Origin of the sequence: Vibrio cholerae, assembly GCF_008369605.1 — a bacterium.
Lineage (GTDB): Bacteria > Pseudomonadota > Gammaproteobacteria > Enterobacterales > Vibrionaceae > Vibrio > Vibrio cholerae.
This window is the reverse complement of the sequence record NZ_CP043554.1, coordinates 984,521-997,903: the sequence shown is the minus strand read 5'-3', so window position 1 is coordinate 997,903 and position 13,383 is coordinate 984,521. Positions and strand designations below refer to the sequence as shown.

Below are 13,383 nucleotides of genomic sequence, written 5' to 3'. Positions count from 1 at the left end.
CAAGCAAATCATGAGGACACTTTATGGCTATTCACGTAGGGATTATCGATCAGGACCCGGTTCGCTTAGTGACACCGCTGCTCGATCATCGAACCGTTAGCCGCCACATTATTTTTATTGGCGACCATACCCAAACGGTAATTTATCAACGCCTTAGCGACGTTTTAAACAAGCGTAATATCTCAACAGACTTCTTTGAAATTCCCGCTGGCTCAAACACCTCTGCCATCAAAAGTGCGATTCGAGAACTTGCCGAAACACTTAAAGCGCGTGGTGAAGAGGTCAAATTCAACGCCAGTTGTGGGTTACGCCACCGCTTGCTGTCGGCTTACGAAGTGTTTCGCAGCTACCACTGGCCAATTTTTGTCGTAGAACCCAATAGTGACTGCTTATGCTGGCTGTATCCCGAAGGCAATAACGATACTCAAGTTCAAGACCGCATCACCATTGCCGACTATCTCACCATTTTTGGTGCGCGTGGCGAATTCAATGAGCATCAACTCTCTCCACAATTAGATCAGCAGTTGTATCAGCTTGGCGAGCGCTGGGCGAGTAATGCATTGGAATTAGGCCCAGGCCTCGCCACCCTCAATTACCTCGCCACCACTTGCCGAAAAGAGCAGAAGCTGGATGTGGAATTATCTGACAAACAGCAAGGCTATCGCGAATTAAACTTGCTACTCAGCGATCTGGTTGAGGCCAAGATCGCCAGTTATGAAAACGGTATTCTCACGTTCATAAACGAAGAGGCTCGTCGCTTTGCCAATGGTGAGTGGTTAGAAACCCTAGTTCACAGCACTGTAAAACAGATCCAAGATGACATGCCAACCATTCAAGATCGCTCGCTGAACGTGCAAGTCTATCGCCAGCTTGGAGAGAGAGAAGTGCGTAACGAGTTGGATGTGGCGACCGTGGTGAACAACAAACTGCACATTATTGAGTGTAAAACCAAAGGGATGCGTGATGACGGTGATGATACTTTGTACAAACTCGAATCACTGCGTGACCTTCTCGGCGGCCTACAGGCTCGAGCTATGTTGGTCAGCTTCCGCCCTCTCCGCCATAACGATATTACGCGTGCCGAAGATTTGGGGCTGGCTTTGATTGGTCCAGATGAATTGAAAGATTTGAAAACCCATTTAACCCAATGGTTCAAAGCCGCGGGGGGAAATTAAGTCAATCTCTATACCCAAACAACTTGGAGTTGCAGGTAGGCGGCAAGTGAGCTCATCCCCATGAGCATAGAGAGACTATGTGATTGGGGTGAACGAACGTAGCCAACACCCCTGCAGCTTCAAGTAGAAAGGGGATAATCATCATCACTAAACTCAAGGGATTGGGATTAATTTCAATAGTAAAAAGCCCGCGTGACAATGCGGGCTTCTTTAAGGAAAACGAACAGTGCTAGATTAGCAATCGTCTTCAGTAAAATTGGACGGCAGCGTCATTTTCATCTGATTCCAGATGTGTCCGCTAGCAATACCATACTGACGAATAACCTGAGGCAAATGCTCACGCTCGCCGCTTTGGCACACAGCTAACAGCTGACGGTAGAATTCCATGGCCAATTCACGCGCTTGAGGATTGGAAAAATAGTAACTTCCCACACGGTCATACAGCTTTTTCAACCCGTTAAAGATCAAACCGTAAATCTGGTTACCAGAATGGAAAGCGAGACGTTGGAATAACATGTAATCGTAGAAATTAAATGTTTTCGCGATCAAGATTTCCTGCCTTTTGAGCTCATCTTTTTCGCTGTCTTCTTTCACGTGCTGCTGGATTTTTTCCGCATAGGGAGAAGCTGCGATAAACGCATCCCAAGAAGGGGCGTTAACCAAGGCTTCACAAGACTCAATCACATTGATCATGATCCGCTCTGCGCTCTCTTTATTTAGCTTAAAAGCGTAACGCATGAAAATGGGGCTGATATTGGTTCTTGCAGCTAGTAAGTCTTCAACAATGCTGGTGGCATTCTCTGCATCAAGAGTCATCAAGGTATCAAGAATATGCAAACCTGATGTTTCCATAAACTGATTCACTTTGGTGGGTTTACCGTGTTGAATCGTGAGCCAACCATCACGCGCTAAACGCTGTAACACCTCACGTAGTGTGGTACGCGTAACACCGATCAATTCAGAAAGCTCACGCTCTGCAGGTAAGATGGAACCTGGCGGAAAGCGGCCGTTCCAAATACTTTCAATAATATACTTCTCAGCGAAACCGGCTGGGCTTTTTGCCTTAATGACCATTAATGACTAATCCAATACTTGTTTTATTTGGGTCGAATGGCACTCATCATACCACTAGTTGGTGTACGTCGAAAACCAAGCATCGATAAACTTGTCACAAAGCAGACATAGTGCAATTACTCTAATTTAACTTGAGCGAATCATTGTGAACATTTTGCTTATAAGATGACTGGTAAACACTTTTCTTTTCATCGACTACATAAAACACCTGAAATTAAATGGACACAGCTCACACTCTCCTATTTCTAATTAGCAAAATAAACTTACTCGAAAGAGGTATTTCTTTGGAGTAAAGATGTATTAAATTCAATTTCACCTAACTCACGGCTTCTAAATGAATTTTTCGTCAACTTTGTGTTATGCTTACACCACTTAGATCGCGTTTTTTAACGAAAGTTTAGTAACTTTTTATCATCATGATATTTGTTGTTGACTATTGTGTAACGACAAGTAGAGTTGCGGTCGAAGTACGGAGTGCTTGTTTTTCTCAGGGAGTGACTTAGCTGGAATTGAATCGGTAAACAACCTTATTTTCCTGCTAAATCACTGTTGAAAAGATTTTGTCTACACACTGAGTCTCATGCTTTGGTGAAAGCAGGTACGACACAAAGTCTATCTATAACAACAGTTAAAGAGTAATCATCATGCCGATGTCCCTCGGAAACGCGTTTATCAAGAATTTCCTTGGTAAAGCGCCTGATTGGTACAAAGTTGCCATCATTGCTTTTCTTATTATTAACCCAATAGTGTTCTTCTTTATTAATCCCTTCCTCGCGGGTTGGTTATTAGTGGTTGAGTTTATTTTTACTCTGGCCATGGCACTGAAATGCTACCCTCTACAACCCGGTGGTTTACTTGCGATTGAAGCGATTGCGATTGGGATGACAAGTCCGGGGCAAGTTAAGCATGAACTGGTTGCCAATATCGAGGTATTGCTACTGTTGGTGTTTATGGTGGCAGGCATCTATTTTATGAAGCAACTGCTGCTGTTTATTTTCACTAAAATTCTGCTTGGCATTCGCTCCAAAGTTCTCCTTTCGATAGCCTTTAGTGTTACGGCAGCGTTTCTCTCTGCCTTCCTAGATGCGCTGACAGTGATTGCGGTCATCATCAGTGTGGCGGTGGGTTTCTACTCGATTTATCACAAGGTTGCTTCGGGTCAAAGTGTTCACTCTTCTCACGATCACACCCATGATGAAGGTATTTCAGAATTAACTCGTGATGACTTAGAAAACTATCGTGCATTTTTACGTTCACTGCTGATGCACGCAGGTGTGGGTACAGCACTGGGTGGTGTCACCACCATGGTGGGTGAACCACAAAACCTGATCATTGCTGACCAAGCAGGCTGGCAATTTGGTGAGTTCCTACTCCGCATGGCCCCCGTTACCGTACCCGTGTTTATTGCAGGTATGCTGACCTGTATGTTGGTTGAGAAATTCCGCATTTTTGGCTATGGCGCTCGTCTTCCTGCCAATGTTCGTCAAATTCTGCTCGATTTTGACTCAGAAGAGCGCAAAAACCGCACAAACCAAGACGTTGCCAAACTCTGGGTGCAAGGTGCTATCGCGGTTTGGTTGATTGTGGGTTTGGCTCTTCACTTAGCCGCCGTTGGTCTGATTGGTTTGTCGGTGATTATTCTCGCAACGGCGTTTACTGGTGTGATTGAAGAACATTCGCTTGGTAAAGCGTTTGAAGAAGCGCTGCCGTTTACTGCATTGCTGGCTGTTTTCTTCTCGATTGTTGCGGTTATTATCGACCAAGAGCTGTTCAAACCCGTGATTGATGCAGTATTAAATGTCGAAGACCATGGCACTCAGCTCGCACTCTTCTATGTGGCGAATGGTCTACTTTCCATGGTTTCAGACAACGTGTTTGTGGGGACGGTTTACATCACTGAAGTAAAAACCGCACTGATGGAAGGCATGATTTCACGTGACCAATTTGATTTGTTGGCCGTCGCCATCAATACCGGCACCAACTTACCTTCAGTAGCCACACCGAACGGTCAAGCGGCCTTCTTATTCTTGCTCACTTCGGCTTTGGCGCCACTAATCCGTCTCTCTTACGGTCGTATGGTCATCATGGCGTTTCCTTATACGCTGGCGCTTTCACTGGTTGGTTTTATTGGCATCATGTTCTTACTTGAGCCAATGACTGAAGTGTTCTATAGCCTAGGTTGGATCAGCCATCATGTCGCGCCAGCTGCAGATGCACTACTGCAAAGTGGCCACTAAATTTCAATTGAAACTGAAACTAATCCAAGATACAAAGCTCTGAGTATTCAGAGCTTTTCTTTTTAACAAGGATCTATCTGTGCGTATATTATCCTCCCTTAAAACCTTTTCTCAGTCGCGATTATCTTGGCTGTTGCTGCTGGCATTTGTGGTTTTCTTTACCTTGTGTGCCATGTACTTTCAACATGTGATGCTACTTGCACCTTGTGTCATGTGTATCTATGAACGTATCGCTATGCTGGGGATTGGTGTCGCCGCCTTGATTGGCGCAATTGCACCACAAAACCCTGTCGTACGTTGGCTCGGTTTTGCAGCTTGGGGTGCCAGCAGCTACAAAGGTTTGATGCTCGCGATCGAGCATGTGAACTACCAGTTTAACCCTTCGCCTTTTGCTACTTGCGATCTGTTTGTCACCTTCCCGGCTTGGGCTCCGCTCAACCAATGGGCTCCCAATCTGTTTGAAGCGTATGGTGACTGTAGCAAGGTGGTATGGCAGTTTTTGACGCTCTCTATGCCGCAGTGGCTTGTCGTTATCTTCGCGGCAAACTTACTCGCATTAGCGATTTTTGTCGTCGCACAACTGGCTAAAACCTCACGCTAAGCCAATCGCATCGCTCAATCCGGTTGATAAAAAAGGCGCTTAAAGCGCCTTTTTTACTTTTGTTGTTTCTGCTGTTTAATCTCGTATAGGTGCAGGAGCCAATACATCACGATTACCGTTATGCCCTGGCGCACTCACAATGCCTTGAGCCTCAAGCTGCTCGACAATACGTGCTGCGCGGTTATAACCAATTTTAAAACGGCGTTGAACCCCAGAAACTGAGCCTCGGCGCGTTTCGACAACGTGCTCAACCACTTGATCAAACAGTGGGTCAAGTTCTTCGTCTGATTCAGACTGCTCTCCGGGCAATAAGGCTTCTGGGCCGTGATCGCCTTGGATAATCTCACTGATGTAATTCGGCTTGCCCCTTGCCTTCCAGTTATTGACCACAGCATGCACATCATCATCCGAGGCAAATGCACCATGTACACGAATCGTATGACTGGAACCGGCAGGTAAATAGAGCATATCCCCCATACCGAGCAACGACTCTGCGCCGCTCTGATCCAAAATCGTCCGAGAGTCGGTTTTCGTGGAGACAGTAAAAGCAACACGGGTCGGGATGTTGGCTTTAATCAGACCCGTAATCACATCCACAGATGGGCGCTGCGTAGCCAAAATCAAGTGAATACCCGCCGCACGCGCTTTTTGTGCCAAACGCGCAATCAACTCTTCGACTTTTTTACCCACCACCATCATCAGGTCGGCAAATTCATCGACCACGACCACAATATAAGGCAGTTTTTCTAATAGTGGCGGCTCACTCTCCATGCTATCCCCGTCTTTCCAAAGAGGATCGTAGATAGGATGTCCGGCTTCAGCAGCCATACGCAGTTTATCGTTAAAGCCTTTGATATTACGTACACCAAGTACCGACATCAGCTTATAACGACGCTCCATTTCTCCGACACACCAGCGCAGCGCGTTAGAGGCATCTTTCATGTCGGTCACCACTTCCGCCAACAGATGAGGAATGCCTTCATACACGGAAAGCTCTAACATTTTCGGGTCAATCATGATGAAGCGAACATCTTCTGGGGAAGCCTTATACAACATGCTCAGGATCATCACGTTGACCCCAACCGACTTACCCGAACCAGTGGTACCCGCCACCAACACATGAGGCATCTTAGACAGATCCGCTACCACGGCATCGCCGGCGATATCTTGACCAAGCACGACTGTCGTCGGTGACTTCGACTCTTTAAATTGAGGACTGGCAATCACATCGGATAGGTACACAGTTTGACGTGACATGTTTGGCAGCTCAAGCCCGACATAAGGTTTACCGGGAATAACTTCCACGACACGCACAGCCATCGCCGAGAGTGAACGGGCTAAGTCCATCGACAGACTAGAAATTCGGCTCACTTTCACACCCGGCGCTAAATCTAGCTCAAAACGGGTGATCACAGGCCCCGGGAAAATATCCACGACTTGCGCTTGGATTTTGTAATCAGCCAGTTTGGACTCAACCAGACGCGCGATCTCTTCTAAAGCTTCACGATCGATAAAATTTTCACGCTTTTCTGGATGGTACAGCAGCTCTAGCGTTGGCATAGGCTCTGTTGGTTTCGGCAAGTTTACTGCCTTCTGCACTAAAAACGGGTTTTGCTGCGCAGCCGCATTCGCTTGTGCTTGCGAAACGATGTTTTGAAATGCCGCCACATCGCGATCGTCAGGCTCGTCTTCCCAATCAGATTCTATTGCGGGCGATACCATAACCGAAGGCGTTTCTTCAAGCTCATCTTCATCATCTGACCAATTCAAGTTAGCAATGCTGGGCTCAACTTCTTCATCTTCTACCTCAATATTGAACGAGTGGTTAAAGTTTTCAGAGAGGCTCTCCTCTTCTTCATCCACTGTGATGGCAGTGGTCAAAATGGAATCTTCAACATCCGAAAGAGTGCTGGAGGTAAGAACGCTTGGCACTGCATCATCCTCGACAGCATAGTCATCGACTAGACGAGCTTGTTGCTCCAGTTCTTCTATCGTGGCATCCCATTGCTGAGTGCGCGCAGAGCTGACAGGCTCTACCTGTGTATTTTGAGCGGCTACCCGTGAGAAATGGGGAGCAGGTTCGCGCTGCCTTGGCGACTCAGGTTTCAACTCGACTTTAGGCTCCACTTGGGGCTCAAAATGAATGTCAGGTACGTCGCGCTCTTCTGGCATATGAATATTGAAGCGACGTAAACTCGGGGCAGGCTCGTCAATCTCAGTATCCATTGGCGCAGAAAATGTCGGTTCTAGCTCTTCAACTGGCAGCTCAGGCTTTACCAATGCCGGTTTCACACGCTCCGCTTTTTCACCGCGTAAACGGTTAAACAGCCCGACAAATGCCGCAATGCTACGCTCACCAATCCATTCCACAATCCGCAGCCAAGAGATCCCCGTCAACAAGGTAATGCCAGCCCCCCACAAAAAGAGCAACACAAGCGTTGTTCCAAGAATGTTCAAGGTCGGCAGTGCTAAGCTGGTCAACACATCGCCAATCACTCCACCTGATGAAAAATACCAAATGTCATCAAAGTTGATGTCGGCAAGACCACAACTGGTCAATAGCACTATGGTTAGACCAAGGAGTCGAGTTCCCCAAAGAGTGAAATCGATTTCGTCACCTTCATCACGTTTGCGCAACAGCACCCATGCTGCAAATGCAATAATAAAAGGCAATGGATAGGCTAAAGAGCCAAAAACGAAGAACAGGGTGTCAGCTAACCAAGCGCCAACTAAACCACCCGCATTGTGAATGTCTGTCCCCCAAGCTGTTTGTGACCAAGATGGATCAGCGGGGTTAAAACTAAACAGAGCAACGGCAAGAAATATCGAAAACAAGAAAGCTAAGATCAATCCGCTTTCTTTAAGACGTTGTGAGCCATTGAGTCGAGAAGAAGGAGCCTCTTCACTCGTTTTAATAATGGTTTCGACTTTATTTTTGTTCTCTTTGAACATAAACCAACTTGACTATGATTAAGGCCATAATGCGCAACACTATACGCAGTTTCATGGCGGTGAAACAGTCCGAGCGGCCAATGCCGCTCGGTTTGTTTGGAGATTTAACCATATCAAGGGCAAAAACCCAATTCGCGAAAGTCAGAATGTGGAAAGATCTCCAACATTCGCTTTAAGTTAGCGAGTTTTAATCACTAATTGGTTGGTTTGCTTCACTTCTTCCATGACCACGTAAGTACGAGTGTCATTGACTCCCGGCAAACGGAGCAAGGTATCACCTAACAAACGGCGATAAGCACCCATATCCGATACACGGGTTTTCAGCAGATAGTCAAAATCACCAGAAACTAGGTGACACTCTTGAATATCATCCAACTTTTGTACCGCGGCATTAAACTGCTCAAATACATCGGGCGCGCCACGATTTAACGTAATTTCAACAAACACCAACAGCGAGGCGTCCAAATACTGAGGGTTCAATAATGCAGTATAACCAGTAATAAACCCTTGACGTTCTAGACGACGAACACGCTCAAGACAGGGTGTAGGTGAAAGCCCTACACGCTTTGATAACTCTACGTTTGAAATTCGACCGTCTTTTTGCAATTCATTCAATATATTGCGATCTATACGGTCTAAGTCCTTAGACGGCTTCTTATAACTATCCACCATTTTTTATTCCACCTTATTACTTCCTTGCAAAAAAATATACTACAACTTCTTAATATTTAGCATCAAATTTTTCACACTAGTCACTATACTAGCCACAAATTCGATAGAACAACCCTACATATAGTCAATACAACCAAATTAATCTAAGGAGTTAGGATGATCATTGGCGTTCCTAAAGAAATCAAGAACCACGAATATCGTGTGGGCATGATTCCAGCTAGCGTGCGGGAGCTTGTCTCACACGGACACCAAGTTTACGTAGAAACAAATGCCGGTTCCGGCATCGGCTTTTCAGACGATGATTACATCGCTGTAGGCGCATCCATTCTTCCTACCGCTGCAGACGTCTTCGCGAAAGCAGAGATGATTGTAAAGGTTAAAGAACCTCAAGCTATTGAGCGAGCCATGCTCAAAGAGGGGCAAATTTTATTTACTTATTTGCACCTAGCTCCAGATTTTCCACAAACTGAAGAGCTAATCAAGAGCAAAGCTGTCTGCATAGCCTATGAGACTGTAACAGATAATATGGGTCGCTTACCACTACTGGCACCGATGTCTGAAGTCGCAGGCCGTATGTCCATTCAGGCTGGCGCTCAAACCTTAGAAAAATCACGTGGCGGCAGTGGCTTATTACTCGGTGGCGTTCCCGGTGTTGCTCCTGCAAAAGTCGTAGTACTCGGCGGCGGTGTAGTCGGCGCTAACGCAGCCCGTATGGCTATTGGCCTACGTGCCGATGTCACTATTCTAGATCGCAACATCGATACTCTACGTAAACTCGATGAAGAGTTTCAAGGCCGAGCTAACGTCGTATATTCCACCGCAGATGCCATCGAAAAATACGTATTAGAAGCAGACTTAGTGATCGGTGCCGTTCTTATCCCTGGTGCTGCTGCGCCTAAACTGGTCACTCAGCAACACATCAAACGCATGAAATCCGGTTCAGCCGTAGTTGATGTCGCGATCGACCAAGGGGGTTGCTTCGAAACCTCTCACCCTACCACTCACGCAGAGCCCACTTATATTGTTGATGATGTGGTGCACTACTGTGTAGCCAATATGCCCGGCGCTGTGGCGCGCACTTCTACCTTTGCTCTTAATAACGCCACGCTACCATATATCGTTAAACTCGCCAATAAAGGCTACCAAAAAGCCCTACTAGAAGATGCAGGATTTTTAAAAGGCCTCAACGTAATTCACGGAAAAGTGACTTACAAAGAGGTTGCAGAAAACTTTGGCCTCGATTATGTCGACCCCGCTAAAGCGATTGCGATGTTTAATTAATGATTCAGAGAGCCGATATTATCGGCTCTCTGAATCATTAATTCAGCGCCAAGCATTGACCACTAAATTGCGCGGTGTTGCTTTACGATCGCAAAACTCACTCATCCTGACTTGATAGCCCTGCTCCTGCAAATAGAGCGCTTTATCCAACACCAACCATAGCTCTAGCAGCCGCCGAAACCCGTCTTGAACTAAACTTATCCGTTCCATCTGCCAGAATCGCTGATAGCCTAAACTTTCAAAATGAGCCAAATCGACGTGAGTGAAATCCATAGCGATATTTTTCTCTTGAGCCGCCCACTGGCAAAACTCGGCAAACCCTTGGTTGAGTTTTGATTTCTGAATACTAGGGATAGGTATATAACCCGCTTGATGGCCGACTTGACTCACCAGAGCATCAAATCCTAACCGATAAACCATCTCTTGCTGTCGCTGCCGTCTAACCCTTTCCCCTCCGGTCACGGTTTCTTGCAGTGGCAGTCGCAGTTCTCGGCGGGTCAATTGCAAATCTGACTGAGCCGCCACTTTCGACATCGCATGATATTCGTTATCTCGAATCAAATGGTAGCAGCAGGGAGAAAAGCTAATCGCCGCGGCATGCGAAGAAGTGGCGTAATGAAGCATCTTTACGTGTAAGTCACCACACGCATGTAGGGCAACAGCATGAGTACTGGAATTAAACAGGGCAGCAGAACGCTCATCAAACGCATCCCCCTGCACAAACTGCACAGGGAGTTGCAACGCATCGGCTTCTTGTTGTCCAGAGCAGCAAAGCTCGGCTTGATACTCAAAACTGACGACTGGTTGCTGAGTCACACCCGCCAAAATGCGCCCCAAGTAACCTTTCCCAGCACACCACTCTAACCACTGAGTGCCTTGATGGTGCGCAACAAGCACTTTACTGATCGCTTCTATTTGTTGCCATTTACGTCCGGGGATCCCTTTGTCAAAAAACTTTGGTAATCGGAGTGAAAGCAAGGAAGAGTCTGAAATGTCGACTGGGAGTTTCATCTCCTCTAACCCGGGAAAAAAACCAGATAAGACGGAAGAGAGTTTCTCTGGATCGGTTTTGAACTCCACGACCTCATCCTGACTAAGAGCATAGAGCCAAGCGGTTAACTCGGGATACGCATCCCCCCATGGCAACGCCGATAAACGGCAAGCATGAAAAGCCTCATAACGCCAAAAAGATTGGGTTTGAGTTAAGAATGAATCGAGTTGTATGAATAGAGCTTGCATGCTTCCTCCTATCGGTGAGCCATTCTAGGAGGAAGCACAATGAAGTGAAAGTAAAAGCGCGTTAACGCACAGGCAGATCAATGTCCTTAAACATTTCTGCTATTTCAATATTCGATTTCAAAGAGATGGCTTGCTCTACTACGGGACGGGTAAGATGTGGAGCAAAGCGCTCCATAAAATCAAACATATAAGAGCGAAGGAAAGTACCACGGCGAAAACCAATACTGGTGGTACTCGCACTGAAGATATGGCTTGCATCAATCGCCACCAGATCCGTGTCCTGCTTTTTGTCTACCGCCATGCTAGCAATCACACCAACCCCGATGCCCATGCGTACATACGTTTTGATCACATCCGCATCGGTGGCGGTAAAGACCACTTTCGGTGTCATGCCAACTCGATTGAATGCACTATCAAGCTCTGAACGTCCAGTAAAGCCGAAAACATAGGTCACTAATGGATAAGCGGCTAGATCTTCTATGGTCACCTGCTCTTTCTTGGTCAGCGGGTGATCTTTAGGCACCACTATCGAACGATTCCAGTGATAACAAGGCAACATGATTGCATCTTGGTACAAATGCAAAGCTTCTGTGGCAATCGCAAAATTTGCAGTGCCTTTGGCAATCGCTTCCGACATTTGAGTTGGCGTGCCTTGATGCATGTGCAAAGAAACTCTTGGATAACGCTTAGTAAAACCTTTAATCACCTCTGGCAGAGCATAGCGGGCTTGGGTATGGGTAGTGGAAATATTCAGCGTGCCCATTTCTGGATGCGTATGCTCGGCGGCAACCGCCTTGATGCTTTCGACGCGCGATAAAATTTCCGTCGCAATACGCACTATGTGCTCGCCCGCAGGCGTTACTTGCGTTAAATGTTTGCCGCTTCGCTCAAAAATTTGAATTCCAAGCTCATCTTCTAACAGCCTGACCTGTTTACTGATCCCAGGCTGAGAGGTATATAGGTTTTCCGCGGTCGCAGACACATTCAAATTATGATTGACCACTTCCACAATGTACTTTAACTGCTGCAGTTTCATCTTTTTCCCATAATCCCTTGCGGTGTTTTTCCACAGACACACATATTTTATAATTATTAGTTATAACGCTTCAGCGCGACAATTCCTAGCCTTTATCGAGAGAAGCGTGAAATGAATATTCAGCGCCTTGCTTATTCGGTGAAAAAATTGCCACGCAACGCTCAAACTCATCGTGGGAAAGCGGTTTTTGCATGATAAAACGGGAATAATCAACAGAGTAAATTGTCGGGATCACAACGAGCGTGTATCCTTAATCGTTAGCCATTGAAAACTGAAGATACGGATTTTATGAATATAGGTTTAATCATTGCTCTGGTGGCCATTTTGCTCATTTTGGTTCTTGGCTACAACATCATGTTGCAATATCGGGTGAAAGTCGAAAGCGCCAAGAAACAGGAATCCTCGCGCTATGTGGCCATTATTGATGCAACTGAAGATTTAATCGGCAATGCTCACCATCTGCCATTCAGTAAAGAGCTTTTAGTCTGCTTGAATAACCGTATTCTTGATGCACTACAAAGTATGTATGACCTTGATCCTAAAAATAAGCAACTCGCTCAACGTATCGAAAATATGAAGGGACAGATCAACCACCTGCAAAATAACCATCCGGGTGGTGAAAGTACTTCATTCAAGGTTCCTAGCAGCGATAAACAAGCCATCATCATGCTAAAGCTGGTTAAACGTCTGCGTGACACCATTCGCAGTGAGCACAATAAAGGACGTTTTGAAACCCAAGCCTATGTGGCAGAAAATGCTCGCTTAGAGACCATTCAGATTCGAATCAACATCGAAAACGTGATTAAGCGCGCCAACGACTCGATTTTGCGTGGGCAACCCGGCACTGCAATCCAGCTACTACGTAAAGGGATTGATGTTTTGTCCTCAAAAAATGACAGCTACTCAAATCAAGCCCGTGAAAAGTTACAGACTATGTATGATGAACTTGAGCAGAAACGTCAAAACAAAAGTGCTTCTGACCTCCAACAAATTGAAGAAAATGAACGCAAAAGTGACATGGATGTGCTCTTTGGCGAGAAGAAAAAGTGGTAAGATACCGCACGATAATGACTTGATTAACTTCAGGCCGCTTATGCGGCCTTTTTCTTAAATAGT

The 13,383-nt window shown here is 46.1% G+C and carries 10 protein-coding genes; 5 read left to right on the top strand and 5 right to left on the bottom strand.

Annotated elements, in window-relative coordinates; genetic code table 11:
- Nucleotides 1-23: 23 nt before the first annotated feature.
- Nucleotides 24-1,175, top strand: a complete 1,152-nt coding sequence (locus tag F0316_RS04765) for a DUF1887 family protein (protein ID WP_000974439.1) — start codon at nt 24-26, stop codon at nt 1,173-1,175.
- 234 nt (nt 1,176-1,409) lie between these two features.
- On the opposite strand, the gene fadR is transcribed toward F0316_RS04765, so the two are convergent.
- Complete coding sequence (fadR, locus tag F0316_RS04760) at nt 1,410-2,249, bottom strand: fatty acid metabolism transcriptional regulator FadR (RefSeq protein ID WP_000234820.1); 840 nt, start codon at nt 2,247-2,249, stop codon at nt 1,410-1,412.
- Nucleotides 2,250-2,893: 644 nt separating this feature from the next.
- Here fadR and nhaB point away from each other — a divergent pair.
- A complete protein-coding gene (gene nhaB, locus F0316_RS04755; RefSeq protein ID WP_001132255.1) occupies nt 2,894-4,486 on the top strand; it encodes a Na(+)/H(+) antiporter NhaB in 1,593 nt (530 codons plus the stop codon).
- A gap of 79 nt (nt 4,487-4,565) precedes the next feature.
- Nucleotides 4,566-5,087: a disulfide bond formation protein DsbB gene (dsbB, locus tag F0316_RS04750; RefSeq protein WP_001221803.1), complete on the top strand. Its 522-nt coding sequence runs from the start codon at nt 4,566-4,568 to the stop codon at nt 5,085-5,087.
- A 75-nt stretch (nt 5,088-5,162) separates the two neighbouring features.
- On the opposite strand, the gene ftsK is transcribed toward dsbB, so the two are convergent.
- Both ftsK and lrp read right to left on the bottom strand, forming a co-directional pair.
- Nucleotides 5,163-8,039 carry a DNA translocase FtsK gene (ftsK, locus tag F0316_RS04745; protein ID WP_057562758.1) on the bottom strand — a complete coding sequence of 959 codons (2,877 nt, stop codon included), beginning with the start codon at nt 8,037-8,039 and terminating at the stop codon, nt 5,163-5,165.
- A 177-nt stretch (nt 8,040-8,216) separates the two neighbouring features.
- The gene (gene lrp, locus F0316_RS04740) at nt 8,217-8,711 is read right to left on the bottom strand and encodes a leucine-responsive transcriptional regulator Lrp (protein WP_000228497.1); all 495 of its coding nucleotides are present in this window, start codon (nt 8,709-8,711) and stop codon (nt 8,217-8,219) included.
- 156 nt (nt 8,712-8,867) lie between these two features.
- Between lrp and ald the strand changes: the two genes are divergently transcribed.
- Nucleotides 8,868-9,992, top strand: coding sequence for an alanine dehydrogenase (ald, locus tag F0316_RS04735; RefSeq protein ID WP_149560248.1), 1,125 nt, complete (start codon nt 8,868-8,870; stop codon nt 9,990-9,992).
- Nucleotides 9,993-10,034: 42 nt separating this feature from the next.
- Here the strand turns inward: ald and F0316_RS04730 are convergent, their stop codons facing one another.
- Both F0316_RS04730 and cysB read right to left on the bottom strand, forming a co-directional pair.
- Nucleotides 10,035-11,231, bottom strand: a complete 1,197-nt coding sequence (locus F0316_RS04730; RefSeq protein WP_149560247.1) for a methyltransferase — start codon at nt 11,229-11,231, stop codon at nt 10,035-10,037.
- Nucleotides 11,232-11,292: 61 nt separating this feature from the next.
- Nucleotides 11,293-12,267 carry an HTH-type transcriptional regulator CysB gene (gene cysB, locus F0316_RS04725; protein WP_000776223.1) on the bottom strand — a complete coding sequence of 325 codons (975 nt, stop codon included), beginning with the start codon at nt 12,265-12,267 and terminating at the stop codon, nt 11,293-11,295.
- Nucleotides 12,268-12,555: 288 nt separating this feature from the next.
- Between cysB and F0316_RS04720 the strand changes: the two genes are divergently transcribed.
- Entirely contained in the window at nt 12,556-13,320 is a 765-nt protein-coding gene (locus F0316_RS04720) for a hypothetical protein (protein ID WP_001020612.1), read from the top strand.
- Nucleotides 13,321-13,383: the final 63 nt, after the last annotated feature.

Excerpts from the sequence above, each read along its gene's own strand:
- F0316_RS04765 (WP_000974439.1), top strand. The coding sequence starts at position 24 with ATGGCTATTCACGTAGGGATTATCGATCAGGACCCGGTTCGCTTAGTG.
- fadR (WP_000234820.1), bottom strand. The coding sequence starts at position 2,249 with ATGGTCATTAAGGCAAAAAGCCCAGCCGGTTTCGCTGAGAAGTATATT.
- nhaB (WP_001132255.1), top strand. The coding sequence starts at position 2,894 with ATGCCGATGTCCCTCGGAAACGCGTTTATCAAGAATTTCCTTGGTAAA.
- ftsK (WP_057562758.1), bottom strand. The coding sequence starts at position 8,039 with ATGTTCAAAGAGAACAAAAATAAAGTCGAAACCATTATTAAAACGAGT.
- lrp (WP_000228497.1), bottom strand. The coding sequence starts at position 8,711 with ATGGTGGATAGTTATAAGAAGCCGTCTAAGGACTTAGACCGTATAGAT.
- ald (WP_149560248.1), top strand. The coding sequence starts at position 8,868 with ATGATCATTGGCGTTCCTAAAGAAATCAAGAACCACGAATATCGTGTG.
- F0316_RS04730 (WP_149560247.1), bottom strand. The coding sequence starts at position 11,231 with ATGCAAGCTCTATTCATACAACTCGATTCATTCTTAACTCAAACCCAA.
- cysB (WP_000776223.1), bottom strand. The coding sequence starts at position 12,267 with ATGAAACTGCAGCAGTTAAAGTACATTGTGGAAGTGGTCAATCATAAT.
- F0316_RS04720 (WP_001020612.1), top strand. The coding sequence starts at position 12,556 with ATGAATATAGGTTTAATCATTGCTCTGGTGGCCATTTTGCTCATTTTG.